Source organism: Caulobacter sp. GW821-FHT10A06, from assembly GCF_059415805.1.
In genome coordinates this window covers 117,255-133,913 of the sequence record NZ_JBWKNY010000008.1, presented here as the reverse complement: position 1 = coordinate 133,913, position 16,659 = coordinate 117,255, and the positions used below count along the sequence as shown (strand labels likewise).

Annotated in this window: 16 protein-coding genes and 3 pseudogenes; 8 read left to right on the top strand and 11 right to left on the bottom strand. The window is 67.5% G+C overall.

Annotation, left to right across the window (positions count from 1 at the left end; genetic code table 11):
* The first annotated feature begins 35 nt into the window (after positions 1-35).
* Positions 36-572 (top strand): DUF1993 domain-containing protein, encoded by a 537-nt coding sequence (locus AC07NF_RS23300; protein WP_494633038.1) that lies wholly within the window; start codon positions 36-38, stop codon positions 570-572.
* A gap of 3 nt (positions 573-575) precedes the next feature.
* On the opposite strand, the gene AC07NF_RS23295 is transcribed toward AC07NF_RS23300, so the two are convergent.
* Positions 576-1,049, bottom strand: coding sequence for a molybdopterin-dependent oxidoreductase (locus AC07NF_RS23295; protein ID WP_494633033.1), 474 nt, complete (start codon positions 1,047-1,049; stop codon positions 576-578).
* A gap of 121 nt (positions 1,050-1,170) precedes the next feature.
* Positions 1,171-1,836, bottom strand: coding sequence for a LysE family translocator (locus tag AC07NF_RS23290; RefSeq protein WP_494633029.1), 666 nt, complete (start codon positions 1,834-1,836; stop codon positions 1,171-1,173).
* Between the two features lie 97 nt (positions 1,837-1,933).
* Between AC07NF_RS23290 and AC07NF_RS23285 the strand changes: the two genes are divergently transcribed.
* A complete protein-coding gene (locus AC07NF_RS23285) occupies positions 1,934-3,316 on the top strand; it encodes an aminotransferase-like domain-containing protein (RefSeq protein ID WP_494633026.1) in 1,383 nt (460 codons plus the stop codon).
* 50 nt (positions 3,317-3,366) lie between these two features.
* Positions 3,367-3,834: a hypothetical protein gene (locus AC07NF_RS23280; protein WP_494633023.1), complete on the top strand. Its 468-nt coding sequence runs from the start codon at positions 3,367-3,369 to the stop codon at positions 3,832-3,834.
* 3 nt (positions 3,835-3,837) lie between these two features.
* On the opposite strand, the gene AC07NF_RS23275 is transcribed toward AC07NF_RS23280, so the two are convergent.
* Positions 3,838-4,407, bottom strand: coding sequence for a DUF3108 domain-containing protein (locus tag AC07NF_RS23275; protein ID WP_494633262.1), 570 nt, complete (start codon positions 4,405-4,407; stop codon positions 3,838-3,840).
* Between the two features lie 66 nt (positions 4,408-4,473).
* A pseudogene (locus tag AC07NF_RS23270) lies at positions 4,474-4,602 on the bottom strand (hypothetical protein); the annotation flags it as partial.
* 70 nt (positions 4,603-4,672) lie between these two features.
* Here AC07NF_RS23270 and AC07NF_RS23265 point away from each other — a divergent pair.
* Positions 4,673-4,795, top strand: a pseudogene (locus tag AC07NF_RS23265) (hypothetical protein); the annotation flags it as partial.
* Between the two features lie 25 nt (positions 4,796-4,820).
* Here AC07NF_RS23265 and AC07NF_RS23260 read toward each other — a convergent pair.
* From AC07NF_RS23260 to AC07NF_RS23250, 3 genes are all read right to left on the bottom strand, one after another.
* Positions 4,821-5,339 carry an AAA family ATPase gene (locus AC07NF_RS23260; protein ID WP_494633022.1) on the bottom strand — a complete coding sequence of 173 codons (519 nt, stop codon included), beginning with the start codon at positions 5,337-5,339 and terminating at the stop codon, positions 4,821-4,823.
* A gap of 37 nt (positions 5,340-5,376) precedes the next feature.
* The gene (locus AC07NF_RS23255; protein WP_494633021.1) at positions 5,377-5,904 is read right to left on the bottom strand and encodes a GNAT family N-acetyltransferase; all 528 of its coding nucleotides are present in this window, start codon (positions 5,902-5,904) and stop codon (positions 5,377-5,379) included.
* A gap of 83 nt (positions 5,905-5,987) precedes the next feature.
* Positions 5,988-7,211 (bottom strand): YihY/virulence factor BrkB family protein, encoded by a 1,224-nt coding sequence (locus AC07NF_RS23250; RefSeq protein ID WP_494633020.1) that lies wholly within the window; start codon positions 7,209-7,211, stop codon positions 5,988-5,990.
* 92 nt (positions 7,212-7,303) lie between these two features.
* Between AC07NF_RS23250 and AC07NF_RS23245 the strand changes: the two genes are divergently transcribed.
* Positions 7,304-8,065 (top strand): MOSC domain-containing protein, encoded by a 762-nt coding sequence (locus AC07NF_RS23245; RefSeq protein WP_494633018.1) that lies wholly within the window; start codon positions 7,304-7,306, stop codon positions 8,063-8,065.
* A 3-nt stretch (positions 8,066-8,068) separates the two neighbouring features.
* On the opposite strand, the gene AC07NF_RS23240 is transcribed toward AC07NF_RS23245, so the two are convergent.
* Together AC07NF_RS23240 and AC07NF_RS23235 are read right to left on the bottom strand one after the other, a co-directional pair.
* The gene (locus AC07NF_RS23240) at positions 8,069-8,359 is read right to left on the bottom strand and encodes a type II toxin-antitoxin system RelE/ParE family toxin (protein WP_494633015.1); all 291 of its coding nucleotides are present in this window, start codon (positions 8,357-8,359) and stop codon (positions 8,069-8,071) included.
* The gene (locus AC07NF_RS23235; protein WP_494633014.1) at positions 8,356-8,622 is read right to left on the bottom strand and encodes a type II toxin-antitoxin system ParD family antitoxin; all 267 of its coding nucleotides are present in this window, start codon (positions 8,620-8,622) and stop codon (positions 8,356-8,358) included. The genes AC07NF_RS23240 and AC07NF_RS23235 overlap by 4 nt, the downstream gene beginning before the upstream one ends.
* A 72-nt stretch (positions 8,623-8,694) precedes the next feature.
* On the opposite strand from AC07NF_RS23235, the gene prmC reads away from it, so the two are divergent.
* The 3 genes and pseudogenes from prmC (at position 8,695) to AC07NF_RS23220 (ending at position 11,005) form a co-directional block, all read left to right on the top strand.
* On the top strand, positions 8,695-9,564 hold the full coding sequence (prmC, locus tag AC07NF_RS23230; protein ID WP_494633010.1) for a peptide chain release factor N(5)-glutamine methyltransferase: 870 nt from the start codon (positions 8,695-8,697) through the stop codon (positions 9,562-9,564).
* Positions 9,565-9,601: 37 nt separating this feature from the next.
* A pseudogene (locus tag AC07NF_RS23225) lies at positions 9,602-9,801 on the top strand (hypothetical protein); the annotation flags it as partial.
* A 4-nt stretch (positions 9,802-9,805) separates the two neighbouring features.
* Complete coding sequence (locus AC07NF_RS23220; protein ID WP_494633007.1) at positions 9,806-11,005, top strand: DUF4167 domain-containing protein; 1,200 nt, start codon at positions 9,806-9,808, stop codon at positions 11,003-11,005.
* A 62-nt stretch (positions 11,006-11,067) separates the two neighbouring features.
* On the opposite strand, the gene AC07NF_RS23215 is transcribed toward AC07NF_RS23220, so the two are convergent.
* Both AC07NF_RS23215 and AC07NF_RS23210 read right to left on the bottom strand, forming a co-directional pair.
* The gene (locus AC07NF_RS23215; RefSeq protein ID WP_494633006.1) at positions 11,068-13,926 is read right to left on the bottom strand and encodes a TonB-dependent receptor domain-containing protein; all 2,859 of its coding nucleotides are present in this window, start codon (positions 13,924-13,926) and stop codon (positions 11,068-11,070) included.
* A 360-nt stretch (positions 13,927-14,286) separates the two neighbouring features.
* Positions 14,287-16,467, bottom strand: coding sequence for a hypothetical protein (locus AC07NF_RS23210; RefSeq protein WP_494633004.1), 2,181 nt, complete (start codon positions 16,465-16,467; stop codon positions 14,287-14,289).
* Positions 16,468-16,659 lie beyond the last annotated feature (192 nt).

Here is a 16,659-nt window from a genome sequence, read left to right as displayed (position 1 = left end):
AGGCCGGAGGGGTCTGGGCTCAGCGAGGATCTCCCATGTCCGTTTCCATCCAGCACGTCGCCGTGACCACCACCGCGCGCGGCCTCAAGACGCTGTCGGCCCTGCTCGACAAGGCCAAGGCCCATGCCGAGGCGACCGGCGCGAACCCGGACGACTATGTCACCGCCCGCCTGTTCGAGGACATGCTGCCGCTGAGCGGCCAGATCCAGCGCGCCTCCGACACTGCCAAGGGCACGATCGCCCGCCTGACCGGCGTCGACGCCCCGGCCATGGCCGATGACGAGACGACCTTCGCCCAGCTGCAGGACCGCGTGGCCAAGACCCTGGCCTTCGTCGAAAGCGTCCCGGCCTCGGCTTTCGAGGGCGCGGCCGATCGTGAAGTCACGGTGCCGGCCGGTCCGAGCCTGACCCTGGGCTTCACGGGCCTGGAATATCTGCTGGAGTTCGCGATCCCGAACTTCAATTTCCACGTGGTGACGGCCTACGACATCCTGCGCCACAACGGGGTGCCGCTGGGCAAGCGGGACTTCCTGGGGATCGGGCCGGAGCGGGTGAAGGCGGTCGCGGCCTAAGGCCTAGAAGGCCGGCTTGACCTCGATCGAGGTCAGCTGGCGCGGCGCGCGCGAGGGCCTCAGGTCGCCATCGACCACCAGGCGATAGGGGCCTTCGCGTTCGTCCAGCTTGTGGCCGTTGACGGTGTCGGCGACCACCACCGGATTGGCCCGATAGACCGGATCCGTCTCGGCCAGCGACAGCACGCTGAAGAAGCCGTCCGCCGCGCGGGCGATCACCACCTGGTTCAGATACCGCCCCATCAGCCGCTCGCCATGCACCACGCCGGCCTGGGCCAGCACGGCGTCCAGGCGCACGCCCTCATAGGTGACGTCCGCGCCCTTGACCTTGATCGTCGCCTTGGCGCGGGGCAGGGCGGCGAGGTCCTTGGCGCTGAGGGTGACGGTGTCGCGACCGGCGACGGTGACCTTCAGGTCCTGGGCGAAGGCCGCGCCATGCAGGGCGAGAGCGGCGATGGCGGCGAGCAGCAGGCGCATGGAAATCTCCGTGGGGCCGTCCTCGCCCTTCGACAGGCTCAGGGTGAGGACTATTGCTACCCCGCGCCAGTAGGAAACCTCATCCTGAGCTTGTCGAAGGACGAGGTTTCCGGCTCCGCGTTCACCCCCGCGACTGCATCGCCGGCGGGGCTGGCACGCTCGCCAGCGCCTCCAGGCTGAGGTTCGGCTTCCGATGTTCGAACACCAGCGGATACAGCGACACCACCAGCAGCACCGCCATCGTCACATTGAACGTCCGCAGCACCGCCGGCCGGTCCAGGAACGGCCGCAGACCCTGCCCGAACCCCGCCCAGGCGGCGCTGCACGGCGCGCCGACCAGCATGAAGGTCCCGGCCAGCAGCGGCACGATCGTCCAGCCGCTGCCTTCGGGCGCATAGGTCGTCACGGCGCCCAGGGCCATGGCCCAGGCCTTGGGATTGACCCATTGGAACGCCGCCGCCTGCAGGAATGTCATGGGCTTGGCCAGCGACTTGTCACTGACGGTGCTGGAGGTCCCGATCTTCCAGGCCAGCCACAGCATGTAGGCCGCCCCGACCCAGCGCAGGATCTCGTGCAGCACGGGGTAGGTCCGGAACACGCCACCCAGGCCCAACCCCATGCACAGCACCATGAAGCCCAGGCCGCAGCTGATCCCCAGGATGTGCAGTACGGTCCGCCGGAGCCCGAAATTTGCTCCCGACGCCAGCAGCATCATGTTGTTCGGCCCCGGCGTACCGGCGGTGGCGAAGCAAAAGAGAACGTAGGCGAGCAGCAGTTCCGGAGTCATCACGACCTCCATTGGTCAGGAGTGTCATGGTGATGATTTCCATTGTATCGTGAGTCAAATTGCATATTGTCATCGTGACAATAAAGGAGCGCTTGCCGTGGCCGCCATCTGGACGCCCGTCATTCCCGACGGAGACGCCCCGCTCTACGAGCGGCTGGTGGCGGTGCTGCGCGCCGACATCGCCTCGGGCGCCCTGGCCGCCGGCGTGCGCCTGCCGCCGCAGCGCGACCTGGCCTACCGCCTGGGCGTGGGGCTGGGGACCGTGACGCGGGCCTATGTCGAGGCCGAGAAAGCGGGCCTGGTCAGCGCCCATGTGGGCCGGGGCAGCTTCGTCAACGCGCCCGCCGAGCATCGTCCCTACGAGCGGGCCGGGCCGATCAACCTGGCCCAGAACATCGCCCCCCAGGCCCCGGCCGGCGCCCGCTTGCCCGAGGCCCTGGCGCGCCTGCGCAAGCGCGCCGACCTCCTGGAGCACCTGGCCTACGCCCCGCCCACCGGCCACGACGCCCAGCGGCGGGCCGGCGCGGCCTGGCTGGCGCGGACCAGCAGCTATGAGAGCGTCGACTGGCGGCGGCTGATCTGCTGCGCCGGCGCTCAGCAGGGCCTCTCCCTGGCCCTGGGCGCGGTGATGCGGCCGGGCGAGACGCTGCTGACCGAGTGCCTGGCCTATCACGGCCTCAAGACCCTGGGCCAACACAGCGGCTGGCGCGTGCGCGGCCTGGCCATGGATCACGAGGGCCTGCGCCCCGACGCGCTGGAACAGGCGATCGTCGAGACCGGCGCCAAGGTGCTGGCCGTGCTGCCGACCTTGCAGAACCCCACCGGCCGGATCATGAGCCGCGCCCGCCGCGACGACATCGTCCGCATCGCCCGCAAGTACGACCTGACCATCGTCGAGGACGACATCTACGGCGCCTATGCCGAGGGCTCGCCGCCGCCGTTCGCCATGCTGGCCCCGGAGCGGACGTTCCACGTCTCGGGCGTTTCCAAGACCCTGGCCCCGGGCCTGCGCGCCGGCTTCCTGGTGGCTCCGGCCAGCGAGATGTTCGAGCGGGTGCTGGACGCGGTGCGCGTGGCCACCTACGCCCCGCCGGCCTTCGGCGGGTTGATCGCCACCCAATGGATCGAGGACGGCAGCGCCGACGCCATCCTGGCCGAGACCCGCGACGAGGCCCGCATCCGCATGAGCCTGGTCCGCGACCTGCTGGGTCCGGCGATCGAGGCCCCGCAGTCCGAGACCGCCCCCCACGTCTGGCTGCCGATGAGCGAGCTGGACGCCGAGCGCCTGGCTGGCCGCGCCTTGCGCGGCGGCGCCGAGGTCACCCCGCCGACCGCCCCCGTGGTCGAGGCCGGCTTCGAAAGCGGCGTCCGCGTCTGCCTGGGCGCGGTGCCGGACCGCGAGACCCTGCGGCGCGGGCTGGAGATCGTCGCCAGCGCGCTGTTCAGCGAGGTCGCCGAGCGTTCGCGGGCGGTGATCTAGGCGGGCGACCTCAAGCTTTGCTATGAGGCGAGGGTTCGAGGGGAACCGTCATGCTCAAGTCCGTCCTGGCCGCCCTATGCGGCGCGCTCTTCGCTACGTCCGCCATGGCCCAGGCCGCCGCGCCGACCGCGCCGCGCGTGACCGTCACGGCCGTGCAGGTGAACAGCCCGCCCGACTCCACCGACGAATTCCAGACGGTCTTCACCCGCGAGGTGTCGGCCAAGCTGGCGCGTTGCGTGAAGGGGACCTATCCGGTGACCCTGCAGGTCGACATCACCAAGTATCACCGCTCCAACCCCAGCCTGCGCGACAACATGGGGCCGGGCAGCACTCTGCAGGGCGAGGTCCGCCTGTACGACCCGGCCACGCATTCGGTGCTGGCCACGCATTCGGTGCGCACCAGCGGCGCCGGCTGGACGAACATGAAGTACCAGTTCGAGACCCTCGCCGACGTCGAGGCCCAGATGTCCCGCGACTTCGCCGACCAGCTGTGCCGCAAGGTCTTCACCAGCAAATAGCGGCTACCAGATCAGCGTTTTGACCCACACCGCCCCGTCTGGCGCGGTCGCGACGTTCTTGATCACCACCTGGCTGTCCTTGGCGATCCAGAAGGTCGTGGGCTTCATCTCCGGGCGGTTGTAGTCGGTGGTCACCACCCAGCAGTCGACCTTGCCGCCGGCCGAGCTGGTCAGGACCGCGCTGCCCGTCACCTTGAAGACATAGGGCGCGGGCGCGCCGCCGCCCGGATGGTGGAAGACGATCTGGGCCTCATAGCCGGCCGCCAGCGGCAGGGCCTGGAGGAACTCCATGTCGGTCTCGAAATTGAAGGTCGGCTGCGGCGAGGCCACGTCATAGGCGGCCTGGGCGTTGTCCGGCAGATCCTTCAAGCCGACCACGCGGTCGGGCTTGAAGTCGAAGCCCTCGACCTTGGTCTGGCCATCCTTGGTGGTGCGACGCTCGTGGGTGAACGGGCGGAAGGTGTTCAGCTCGAACCAGCTGTCCAGGGTCTTCACCGCGCCCGGCGTCGCGCCGTCCCAGTGCTGGACGATGTGCAGGCGTTTGACGCCGGCCTTGTCGGGCTCGATGCGGATCTCGCGGGTCCAGACGTCCAGCGGCTGGATCGTGTCGCCGACCTGCTTGTAGCGCAGGTAGCGGTGGGTGGCGGGCTTGAGCTTGTCGAACCGGGCGAGAGGCTGGCCGACGGGCACGGGCGTCACGGCGGCCTGGGCCGAGACCGCGACGGACAGGGCGAGCACGGCGAGCGCCGCGCGGAGGGTGAGCGACATGGGAGCCCCTGAGTTTGGATCGGGGCATGTGAGGGGAGGCGGGGAGTCTGCGCCAATTAAGCTTCAGTAATCCGCTGAGCGCCCCCTCCGTCTCGATGCGTATCCGCATCGATCCACCTCCCCCGTTTCACGAGGGAGGAGGCAGCTTCACCTTCCTGCCCCGCTTGCGGGGGAGGTGGATCGGCGCCGATAGGCGACGAGACGGAGGAGGGCGCTGCTTAGAGGCGCGTCAACACTGCCGCCACCCGTTCCGCCACCGACGCCCGCTCCACCGAAACCAGCTCGTACCCCAGCTCTCCATAAGCCGCCTCATGCACCGCCTCGAACGCCCGCGCCTCCTCCAGGCTGATCCGCCGCGCGGCCGTCGGCGTGACAAACCCCAGCCCCCGCACCAGGAACACCCGCCGCTGGTACACACCCGCGATCCGGTCCAGCGCCTCCCGCAGCAACGGCGAAACCGGGTGGCCCAGGAACCGCGCCAGAGCCAGGGCGCAGACCGGCGAGCGGTCGAAGAACACGACGTCGCCGACCGCCCGCGCTTCCCGCTGCCTTTGCAGCGCGACGATCGCGTCGATGAAGTCAGGGGAGGTCCACGGCTCGGCGACGCCCTCGGCCTGGGCCAAGGCGATGACGTCCGTCGCGGCCTCTTCGACCACGCCATGCCCCGCGCGTTCGAGGGCGCGCAGCAGCACGGTTTTGCCAGCGCCCGGGGCGCCGGTCAGGATGTAGCGATGCATGGGAGTTCCTCGTCGAGGCCCCCAAGGCTTAGCGCGTTTAAAGCGCCTTTTCCATGATCACGAAGTGCAGGTCGTCCCGCTTGGGCACGCCGAAGCGTTCGTCGCCATACGGGAAGGGCTCGGTCTCGCCGGTCAGGCGGTAGCCGCGGCGTTCGTACCAGGCGATCAGAGTGTCGCGCACCGACACGACGGTCATCGTCATGCGCTTGGCGCCGCGCTCTTTCGCGTAGGCCTCGGCGGCCTCCAGCATGGTGCGGCCGATGCCGCCGGCCTGGCGCAGGGGCGAGACGGTGACCATGCCGACGTACCAGGCGTCGTCCTCGCCAGGTTGGAGCCAGACGCAGGCGTGCGCCTTGTCACGTTCCCCGTCGCGCAGGGTCAGCAGGGTGGAGCCCGGACTGGCGGCCAGGTCGGCCCGTAGGCTGTCCTCGTCGGTGCGCTGGCCGCCCAGCAGGTAGCTCTCGCTGGTCCAGCCCTTCTCGGCCAGTTCGCCGCGATAGGCCGAGTTCACCAGCAGGGCCAGGTCGGCCAGTTCGTGATCCTGGTATGGGCGAAGCAGCGACATGGAAGGCTCCCCGACGGTCAAGGTCGGAAGCTAGGAACGCCGCTCGGTCGCAACAAGCCGATTCCCGGGGTCAAGCCGAACAATCAGCGCCCTCGCACCTTGTTCCAGGCCCCGCCGGTCACGCGGCGGACCATGCCCGCCTCGCGCTTGATCATCTCCCAGGGATGGAAGGCCAGCCCCACCGTGTCGGCCATGGCCGCGCCGCGCGCGCCCATCGGGCGCTCGGGGCCGGTGGTGGAGTCGACGGCGGTCTGGTGCTCGATCTCGGCGTTCAGCTCGGCCCCGACCAGGATGGCCATGATCGAGAACCACACCCAGACCATGAAGGCGATCACCGCCCCCAGCGTGCCGTAGGTGGCGTCGTAGTGGGCGATGTTGGCCAGGTAGAACGAAAAGCCCAGCGAGCCGAACAGCCAGCCTGCCGAGGCCGCCGCCGCCCCGATCCACACCCAGCGCCAGCGAGCCTGGGCCCGGCTGGGGGTGAAGCGGTACAGCACGGCGAAGGCGAAGGCCGTCATAGCCAGCACCAGCAGCCAGCGGATCGGGGCGATGATCTCGTCCAACGCCGAGAGGCGTGCAGCCTTCAGGAACAGCGGCGTCGCGATCAGCACGCTCGAGGCGACCGCCGCGTACAGCAGGGCGCAGAAGGTGAAGAGGTAGCTGAGCAGGGTGCGCGGCACGAGGTGACGCTTCTCGTCCTCGTCATAGGCGATGTTCAGCCCGTCGAAGAGCGCCCGCATGCTGGCGTTGGCGCTCCAGATCGACAGCAGCAGCGAGAAGCCGAAGGCCACGCCCAGCTTGGCCTGGCCCTGGCTGGCCAGTCGCAGCATCTGCTCGCCGACGATCTGGACCACGCTGGGCGGGAAGACGCCGCGCATCTCGCGCAGCTGCGCCTCGACCGTGCGCACGTCGGCGAACAGGCCATACAGCGACACGAAGGCGCCGATGGCCGGGAACAGGGCCAGCAGGGTGTAGAAGGTCACGCCTCCTGCTACGGCGGGCAGGCGATCGACGGTGATCTCGCGCCAGGTGCGCCACAGGATGTCGCGCCAGCCCAAGAGCGGGATGTGGCCGGGATGACGGGCGGCGCGGCCGCGCTTGGGCTCGGCCTGGTCGAAGTCGGCCGGCGGCATGGCGCGGTCTTCCGACAGGCCGGGCGGCGCTTCGATGTGTTCTTCGCCAGGGTTCTTTGGGGGCTTCTTCGGAAAGGCGAACGGGGCGACAGCCAGCAGCACGATCCAGGGCGCCAGGTGGTACGGACGCGACTTCAGGTACTTGAGGATCGGACGCTTTGCTGCGTCGGCCATGAAACGCCCTCCAGGCCTGCAAAACCCGGACGGCGGCGCTCTGTTCCGCGCAAGCCTTGCCAGGACCTGAGTCGTCCACAATCTTCCGCGCCATGGACGCCCGCATCGCCTCGATCTACCGCCACCCGGTGAAGGGCTTCACGCCCGAGCGGCTGACCGCCGCGACGCTGGAGGCCGGGGCGTGCTTTCCGTGCGACCGTCTGTACGCGGTCGAGGACGGGCCGAGTGGTTTTGACCCCGCCGCGCCCGGCCACATCTCGAAGATGAAGTTCACGGTGCTGGCCAAGATCCCGGCCGTCGCCAAGGCTCGCACGGCCTATGACGAGGCCTCCGGCGTCTTCTCCGCCCGCGCGGAAGGCCGCCCCGACTTCGCCGGCGACCTGCGCACGGATGCGGGACGGGAGGGGCTGGAGGGCTGGCTGGCCGACCTGCTGGACGGCGAGATCACCGGGCCGCTGAAGGTGATCGAAGGCCCGGGCGCGCACCGCTTCATGGACAGCAAGTCCGGCTACGTCTCGATCGTCAACCTGGCCAGCGTACGCGATCTTGGGCAGCGCCTGGGCATGGACCTGGATCCGCTGCGCTTCCGCGCCAACCTCTATGTCGAAGGCTGGCCGGCCTGGGTCGAAAACGCCTGGACCGGCAAGACCCTGACCGTCGGCGGCGCGACCGCAGCGGTCCTCAAACCCATCGTCCGCTGCGCGGCGACTCACGTCGATCCCACGACGGCCGAACGGGATGTCGAGCTGGTGAAGGCCCTGTTCGACAACTACGAGCACATGTTCTGCGGGATCTATGTGAACGTGACGCAGGGCGGGGCGGTGGCCGAGGGGGATTTGCTCTCGGTCGGTTGACCGTCAGCCCAGGCGGGATTTCGCGTCCATGCTTTGATGCAGAATGCGGACGATCTCCACGCCCTCATCAACGCGGTAGAAAATGACATGCGATCCGATGGCGCGACGGCGGTAGCCTTCGCCTATCGTTTCGTCAGTCCAGCCGACGTCAGGACGCTCGGCGATCATTTCGACTGTGGACTGGATGCTTCTGAGATAGGCCTCGGCGCGGACGTTGCCCCATTGGCCGCGCGAGTAGCTCCAGATCTCGATGAGATCGAGCCTGGCGAGAGACGAGAGGCGGTAAGCCTTCATTCCTCGTGGAATCCATGCGGCTGGGGTTCCCGCAGCCTTTCCTCAATGAATGCGTCGAAGTCGAAGTCTTCGATGAAGCCGCTCTCTTCACCCGCCTTTAGGGCTGCTCGCAAGGCGACAAGCTTGGTTTCGTTGTCCTCCAGCAGCCGAAGCCCCGCCCGGATGACCTCGCTGGCCGAGCCGTAGCGACCCTCGGCAACTTGGGTGTCGATGAATTCCTGGAAGTGATCGCCCAGGCTCACGGAAGTGTTCTTGCTGGCCATGTCGTCATGATACCAAAATCTGGTACCCCATTCAATCTCGCCTCCGCCAATCCAACACGCTAAACCCCGCCCATGACCCTGACCCTCGTCAAAGCCTGGACCGCCGCCAAGGATCGTCTGAAGGACGCCGGCATCGATCAGCCGTCGATCGACGCGCGCCTGATGCTGGAGGTGGCCGCCAATGTCAGCCGCACCGAAATCGTCACCGATCCTTATCGCGAGCTGACGGCCGAGCAGGAGGCGACCCTCGAGGACTACCTGAGCCGCCGCGCGCGCCGTGAGCCGGTCAGCCACATCATCGGCCGCAAGGGCTTCTGGAAGATCCTGCTGCAGGTGAACAAGAACGTCCTGACGCCGCGTCCCGAGACCGAGGTCATCGTCGACGAGGTGCTGAAGGCCTTCCCCGAGCAGATGGGGTTCTCGATGCTGGACCTGGGCGTCGGCTCGGGCACCATCCTGCTGGCGGTGCTGGCCGAGCGTCCGGCCGCCAAGGGCTTGGGTATCGACGCCTCGGCCGAGGCGCTGGCCGTGGCGCGCGACAACGCCGCTAGCCTGGACCTCAACACCCGCGCGGCCTTCATGCACGGCGACTGGACGGCGGGCCTGGGCGACGCCAGCTTCGACCTGGTGGTCTCCAACCCGCCCTACATCCCGACGGCCGTCATCGACACGCTGGAGCCGGAGGTTCGCGACCACGAGCCGCGCCTGGCTTTGGACGGCGGGACCGACGGCCTGGACGCCTATCGCTTGCTGGCGCCGGAGATCCTGCGGGTGCTGAAACCGGCCGGGATGTTCGCCGTCGAGATCGGCTTCGACCAGTCCGAAGCCGTCGAAGCGCTGTTCCGTGAGGCGGGCGCGCAGCAGGTCAAGACCATCAAAGACCTGTCGACGCACGACCGTGTTGTCACGGGGGTGAAAAACCCCTTGGAAACCGGGGCGTGAACCGTTAGACGAGTCATGTCCCCTTCCAGATCGCCAGGTGACGGGAAAAGCAGACGTCTACAACGTCTGTGAGGCTCCCCTGGCAGGCGCGCCCGGTTCGCCGGTCGCCGCGCCCAAAGACAGGGCGGGGGCTCTACGGAAACCAGTGTCTCTGAAACTCAACAGGGTTCGACCCGCTCAGAGACCAGCAAGGCCGGACGCGCCAGCGCAAGACTGACCTCCGGACAGGTTCAGAGAGACCATGAGAGATTTCAAAGGCATGAAGCGCCAGCGCGGCCGCAACAATCGCGGTGGCAGCGGCGGCAAGCCTCAACAGCACAACGCCAACCGCGCTTTCGACTCGAACGGGCCCGAAGGGGTCAAGGTTCGCGGCGCGGCCCAGAGCGTCTATGAAAAGTACCAGCAGCTGGCCCGCGACGCGACGTCGTCCGGCGACCGGGTTCTGGCCGAGAACTATCTGCAGCACGCCGAACACTATTTCCGCGTCCTGCGCGCCATCCAGCCGAATCGTCCCGTGTCCGACATCGTCGGCAAGGACGTCTACGCGGCGTACGAGATCGACTTCGAGGCCGAGCCGCCCGAAGAGCCGGAAGTCGCCGAGACCCCCGCCCAGCCGGAAGGCCAGGGCGAAGGCGGCGAGAACGGTGAAGGCGGCGAACAGCGCCGTGACCGCTTCGAAAACCGTGACCGCGATCGCAACCGCGACCGTGACCGCAACTTCGACAACAACCGCGAAGGCCGCGATCGCGACCGGAACCGCGACGATCGTCCGCGCGACAACCAGGGCCAGGGCGAAGGTCGCCGCGACCGTTGGCGTGACCGCGACGACCGCGACCGCAACCGGGATGACCGCCCGCGTGACGACCGGCCGCGCGATGATCGTCCCCGTGACGACCGTCCTCGTGATGACCGCCCCAGGGACGACCGTCCCCGTGACGATCGCCCGCGCGACGACCGTCCTCGCGAAGACCGCTTCCGTGACCGCGACGATCGCCCCCGGGATGATCGTCCGCGTGAAGACCGTCCGGTCGCCGCCGAGGGCGAGCAGCCGCAGGGCGGTGAGGGCGAGGGCCGCGAAGGCCGTCGTCGGGGCCGTGACCGCGATCGCAACCGCGACCGTGACTGGCAGCCGCGCGGCGAGCGTGACCCGCTGGCCGTGATCGAGCCGGAAGCCTCGCCGCTGCCGACCTCGAAGGCCTCGGCCAGCGAAAGCTCGCCCGTGCTGCGCGGCCAGGACGGCGCCATCAGCGAGGCTCCGGCCTTCCTCGGCCGCAAGTCGACCCGCGCGCCGAAGGCCGAAGCCCCGGCCGCTGAAGCCCCTGTGGAGGCTCCCGCCGCCGACGGTGGTGAAGAGGTGAAGAAGCCCCGTCGTCGCCGCGCGCCGCGCAGCTTCGAAGCGGGCGAGGGCGCTCCGGCCGGTTCGGAATCCGAAGACGCCTGATCCGCTAGCGATCGGTAGAAAGTCAAAGGGAGCCGCACCAGCGGCTCCCTTTTTCTTTGTCCTTAGAACCGCGCGCGAACGCCCACGGTGTAGTAGCGGCCCATGATGTCCTGGCCTGCGGGGACCGGGAAGGTCAGGCCGATCGAGCCGGCCAGCGGCACGATCTCGGGCTTGGCGTTGCCCACGTTCTGCACCGTGACATAGGCGGTGGTGTTGCCGCCGAACTTGTACTCGACATTGACGTCGGCGCTGTTGAAGGCGCGCACGTCCGGATCGACCCAGTACTGCTTCTCGGCCGGCGTGCGCGGAATGTTGGTGATCTTGCTGAAGCCGCTCAGCCAGCGGTCCTGCACGCCGATCGCCAGGTCGCCCCGCTCGTAGCGCAGGAAGGTGGTCACCCGGGTCTTGGGCGCCGAGACCTTGCTGAACTGGGCGTTGGGGAAGGCTTGCGAGATGTTGGTCGGCTGGTGGTTGGCGAACAGACGCGCCGACCACGACCCGCCCAGGGCCTCGAACCGGTAGTTGGCCTCGAAGTCGAAGCCCTTGATCTCGGTATAGGCGGTGTTGAGGCTCTGGTTATAGACCTTGGTCGGGAAGTTGGCCGGGGTCGTGTTGCTGAACGGCAGCGGACGCTCGAACAGCGCGCAGTAGGGCGAGCTGCCGCCGGAGGCCTCGCACAGCTGCTGGATGCTGGTGTTGCTGGCCGCGATCGAGCCGATCGCGTTGTCCATGCTGATCTTGTACCAGTCCACCGAGGCGTTGAAGCCGGGCAGGAAGCTGGGCGTGAACACCGCGCCGACCGTGTAGGTGCGGGCCACTTCCGGCACCAGGTTGGCGTTGCCCTGGGTCGAGATGAACACCGTGCTGCTGGTCGAGGTATGCAGGTCGACGAAGCCGCTGACCGAGGCCTGGATCGGCTGGAACAGGTCGTTCAAGGTCGGCGCGCGGATGTCGCGCGACGTGGTCGCCCGGAACCGCAGGCTGTTGTTGACGCGATAGTCCAGGCCGACCTTCCAGGTCTGGACGCTGCCCGAGGTGCTGTAGTCGGTGTAGCGACCGGCCAGGTTCGCATCCAGGCTGCTGACGAACGGCAGGTCCTTGAGCAGCGGAATGGCCAGCTCGCCGGCGACTTCCCAGACGTTGTTCTTGGCCGTGACATTGGCCGAGACCGGCTGGGCCCACAGCGGCAGGGCGGCGTTACAGATGCGCAGGCCGGTGCAGTCGACCGTGGCGGTCGGGCTGGCGTCGCTCCACACCGTGTACTTGTTCCAGCGCGCTTCGGCCGAGACGGCGAAGTTGATCGGGCCGGCCCAGTTGTCGAAGGCGGTGCCGGTGAAGCTGCCGCCCACATTGTCCATCGTGTTGATGACGTTCTGGTGGGTGTTGTCGGTGAACCAGTCGAAGGCGTCCTGGGTGATCGCCGTCGGACCGAAGGCGTTCAGCGGCACGCAGCCCTTGTAGGCGGCGGCCGTGGCGGCCTGGGTGGCGGCGTAGCACTGCACCGTCCCGCCGACGGTCACCGCGTCCAGGGCGGCGAACTGCTTCTGGTAGTTGGAGTTGTTGCGGCTCTCGACCATCAGGTCGTTGCGACCGTGGGTGAAGAACAGGTCCCAGCGATAGTCGCCCACCGTGCCCGACAGGCCGGTGTTGAAGTTCGTATATTCGTTGACGTTGCGCGTGCCAGTCAGGCCCTTGGGGCCCGTGCTGATGATGTAGGTCCCCATCTGGAAGGTGTTGGTCGCGTCCGAGGCGCCGTTGTCGCCCAGGGCCGCGCGCGTGGCCGCGTTCAGGAAGGGGTTGTTCTTGTAGAAGGTGCTGGCCTGGCCGTTGCCGGGGGTCAGCTTGACCGGGAAGTGCCAGCCGCCGGAATAGGCGTTGGCGTACGAGGCCTGGGCGTAGAACTGGACGTTGTCGGTCAGGTCGAAGTCGAAACGACCGAACAGCTCGTCCTGGCGCATGGCCACCAGGGCGGTGGTGTAGCGGGCATAGGCGCCGTCGCCGCCGACGTTCTGGTTGCCGGTGCCGGTGGTCTGGCCGGGCAGGAACGGACCCAGCACCCCGTTGCTGATGAACTGCTGGTTCAGGGCCGAGCAGGAATTGGTGCAGGCGGTGATCTTGCCGCCGAACGCGCTGTCGCCCCGGCGGACATTGGCCGAGGTGGTGAAGGGCGCCGCCGCCGTGCCGCTGCCGGTCAGGGTGTAGACGCCCCGGCCGTAGGCGCGGTCGAAGTTGTCGACGTCATCGGTCTCGCGACGCTGGTACGAGCCGATCACGTGGCCGCGACCGCCCAGGACCTTGGCCCCGCCGGCGATGCCGAACTTGTAGCTCTGGCCGTCGCCGTAGGTGGAGATCCCGGCGTTGGCCTCGATCTTCAGGCCGGTGAACTTCTTGTCGAGGATGAAGTTGACCACCCCCGTCACGGCGTCCGAGCCATAGACGGCCGAGGCGCCGCCGGTGACGACGTCGACGCGGCTGATCAGCATCTGGGGCACCGAGTCGACATCGACCGTGCCGTTGGCGTTGGACGGCGTCTGGCGATGGCCGTCGATCAGCACCAGCGTGCGCTGGGCGCCGAAGCCGCGCAGGGCCAGCACGTTCTGGGCCTGGTTGCCGGCGCCGTCGCCCGAGCGGGTCGGGATCGACGAGCCCTGGAAGACCGGCAGCTTGTTCAGACCGTCCGGCAGGGCGCTGGGCGTGGTCTGGGTCAGCTGTTCGGTCGAGACGGCCGTCACCGGCGTCGGCGCATTGGTGGCGATCGCGGTGATCCGCGAGCCGGTCACGGTGACGGCTTCGACGACCTGAGACTCGTCTGCCGCCGTCTTGTCTTGGGCCATGGCGTAGCCGCCGCTCAACAGCACGGCTGTCGAGACGCTGACCAGCAGACCCGCGCGACGCACGAGCCCGTTGTTATATCGAGACATTGGTATTCCACCCCTTTTTGCATGAGCAAGTTTTCCCCTCCTGCTCATCGAGGTGACCGGTTACCCGGCATTACGCTTTGTTATTTTGATGTTTTTGAGAGCGTCGAACGGACCTGCGCTGTCCGAGAAAAGACCTTTCGTTTCCCCGGAGCGCGCCGCCGTTACGGTCGCCTCCTGCCGCGACGTACACGAATGACTGTCGCGCGATTGGCATGACCATGTTTTTTGACTTTGTCAAACTGGCCTGACCAAAAATGTCAGATTGGACTGACGATTTGGGTCGTTCGCTCGCCCCCACGAACACCCGCAGGGCGACCTTGAGGATCGCCCTGTCTCAGGTGTCCAGTGACGATGGCTGGCTTAGAACGCCGTGCCCAGGTGGGTCGCGCCGAAGAGGCCGTAATCTGTCTGCGACATGTTGACGACCCCGATGACGGCGACGCCGGCGTCATCGGTCAAATCTTGCCCACTAAAGGAATTGAAGCCGCCGCGGCTGATGTTCACGACGCCGATAATCATCTGACTGTGGGTCGTGTCATAGACCGAGATCAGATAGTTGGCGTCGCTCGCCAATAGATTGAGCACTGACCCGCCGAGCGCGGCGCTGAACGTGCCCTTCACGTCCGTGGTGAACGCAACGGCTTCCGTCAGCTTGAAGAAGGTGACGCCGGAGATTCTATCCCTGGGCGGGCCATTCTGCTCGATCTCCTGGACCACCATCGGATCGTTGGGATCGAGGCCACCGGCGCTATTCATCTTGGACAGACCGGTCACGGTGAAAGGCCCGCCGTTATCGGCCGTCAGGCTGAAGTCGGCGTCGTTGGCGCTGAAGGCCAGCTTGTCGTTGGCGAGTGAGAAGTCGGTGATGGTGGCGAAAGCGGTCAGGTCGGTCGCGCCGCCCGTGCCCGCCGGGTTGTTGCCGACGAAGCGGATAATGTCGTTGCCGGCTCCCGTCGCGATCGCGTCGGCGCCCGACACGGCGTTGACGCCCTGAGCGCCCAGCTGGATCACGTCATTGCCCGAGCCGCCGGTGATGGTGTTGGCCACCACGCCGGTGATGATGTCCAGGGCGCCGGTCAGGTTGTGGGCGTTGATGGTCGTCGCATATTGCGCGGTGTGGTCGCCGCCGCCGGCGGCGAACCGCAGGGTCAGGCCGGCCGCGCCGCGGATGTTGATCGTCGACAGGCTGGTCTGGTCGGCGTCGGTGGCCAGGGTGATCGCGTTGGTCCCGGACCCGTTCGAGACGATATTCAGCGTCTCGAACTCGTTGGGGCGGGAGATGTCGGCGGTAATGGTGACGCCGGCGGCCGAGGTCACGTCCTCCAGCTTCAGAGTGATCGCGTCGGCATTGCCGCCCAGCCCCGTGTTCGGCGTGACGAAGGTGGTGTCGGAGGTGGTGTTGTTGATCGACAGCGTGCTGGTCGGCGCGGCGTTGTCGAAGGTCAGGGCCTGGGTGGAGCCGTTGTTGTTGACCTCGGTGAAGGCGATCCCGCCCACGTCGATGTTCAGGGCCTGGGTCTGGGCCTTGATGCGCAGGACTTCGATACTGGTGATCTTGCCGGGGTCCAGGGCGAACGACGCCGCATCGCTGGTCAGCAGCAGCGTGTCCGTGCCGCCGGCCCCGTTCAGCACGTCGGTGGCGTTCAGCGTCGCGCCGGCGCCGATCTGGCCGGTGAAGGTGTCGGCAAGATCGGCGCCGGTGAAGATGTCGCGGCCTGTGGTCAGGGTGAAGGCGCGGCTGACGGATTGCTCGGGCGGGGTGACGACCGGTGGTGGGAAGTTGAAGCCCGGCGACACCGCCTGGCCGCTCCCGCCGGTCAGGTTGGCCGGGCTAGCATAGGTCCGCGTGATGTCGGTGTTGTAGACGGCCGTGCCGGTGGCCACCGCGACCATGAAGTTGTTGGCGGCCGAGGCGTAGAGGCCTACGTCGGCCTTGATCGCTTCGCCCAGCAGATAGCCCGCGGTCGCGGCCTTCAGGGCGATGTCGATTTGGGCGGCCGTCATGTTGGAATTGATCATGCCGGCGCCGGTCGCCGTGGCCAGCAGGGCGTCCTTGCGAGAGATGATGTCGGCGATGGCCTGGGCGGGATTGATGCCCGCCGCCGCCGCATAGTTGGAACCGATGATCGTCTGGTAGATCGAGGCCACATAGTCGGCGAAGCTCAGCGCGCCGTACTTGTTGGCGAAGACGCTGGCGCCTTCGCCCCACACGCCGAGGTTGGCGGCGAAGTTGATGTAGCGGTTCTCGAGGCTGAACTGGCGATAGTACGCGTCGTTCAGGTCGTTCGTGTTGCTCGACGAATTGACCAGGAAGTCGAGGCCGGCCGCCGTCGGGCTCTTGCCCGTGAAGAACTGGTAGCTGAGCACCGCCAGGGCCGTGGTGCTGTCGGCGCTGTTGACGATGTAGCTCATCGCCGCCGCATCGGTGGGCCGCTGCTCGGACAGCTGCACGAAATACTGAAGCCGGGCCTGGGTCGCGGCGTCCGGCGCTTTCCCGTCGTGAACGGCTGTATACGCTTTGATCAGCTGATCCAGAGTCATCTTGGTTCCCCCCACGGAAATCTGCGCACCGGCGCGCACGCACTCGCCTATTACTGAATCCCACTAGCGTTACAATCATTCGCGACCGCCGCGGTTGTGCAAGTTCGAATTTCGTTAGGCAAGTTGCGAATGGAGCCGGGACTTGCCGCCGCCGACTCCTGACATCCATATCGTGGAGCGATTGCCCCATTT

Bases quoted from the DNA above. Each gene is read 5' to 3' on its own strand.
- AC07NF_RS23235 (WP_494633014.1), bottom strand. From the start codon at position 8,622: ATGGCCAGCAAGAACACTTCCGTGAGCCTGGGCGATCACTTCCAGGAA.
- AC07NF_RS23220 (WP_494633007.1), top strand. From the start codon at position 9,806: ATGAGAGATTTCAAAGGCATGAAGCGCCAGCGCGGCCGCAACAATCGC.
- AC07NF_RS23290 (WP_494633029.1), bottom strand. From the start codon at position 1,836: ATGACTCCGGAACTGCTGCTCGCCTACGTTCTCTTTTGCTTCGCCACC.
- AC07NF_RS23255 (WP_494633021.1), bottom strand. From the start codon at position 5,904: ATGTCGCTGCTTCGCCCATACCAGGATCACGAACTGGCCGACCTGGCC.
- AC07NF_RS23300 (WP_494633038.1), top strand. From the start codon at position 36: ATGTCCGTTTCCATCCAGCACGTCGCCGTGACCACCACCGCGCGCGGC.
- prmC (WP_494633010.1), top strand. From the start codon at position 8,695: ATGACCCTGACCCTCGTCAAAGCCTGGACCGCCGCCAAGGATCGTCTG.
- AC07NF_RS23240 (WP_494633015.1), bottom strand. From the start codon at position 8,359: ATGAAGGCTTACCGCCTCTCGTCTCTCGCCAGGCTCGATCTCATCGAG.
- AC07NF_RS23260 (WP_494633022.1), bottom strand. From the start codon at position 5,339: ATGCATCGCTACATCCTGACCGGCGCCCCGGGCGCTGGCAAAACCGTG.
- AC07NF_RS23250 (WP_494633020.1), bottom strand. From the start codon at position 7,211: ATGGCCGACGCAGCAAAGCGTCCGATCCTCAAGTACCTGAAGTCGCGT.
- AC07NF_RS23245 (WP_494633018.1), top strand. From the start codon at position 7,304: ATGGACGCCCGCATCGCCTCGATCTACCGCCACCCGGTGAAGGGCTTC.
- AC07NF_RS23210 (WP_494633004.1), bottom strand. From the start codon at position 16,467: ATGACTCTGGATCAGCTGATCAAAGCGTATACAGCCGTTCACGACGGG.
- AC07NF_RS23280 (WP_494633023.1), top strand. From the start codon at position 3,367: ATGCTCAAGTCCGTCCTGGCCGCCCTATGCGGCGCGCTCTTCGCTACG.
- AC07NF_RS23295 (WP_494633033.1), bottom strand. From the start codon at position 1,049: ATGCGCCTGCTGCTCGCCGCCATCGCCGCTCTCGCCCTGCATGGCGCG.
- AC07NF_RS23215 (WP_494633006.1), bottom strand. From the start codon at position 13,926: ATGTCTCGATATAACAACGGGCTCGTGCGTCGCGCGGGTCTGCTGGTC.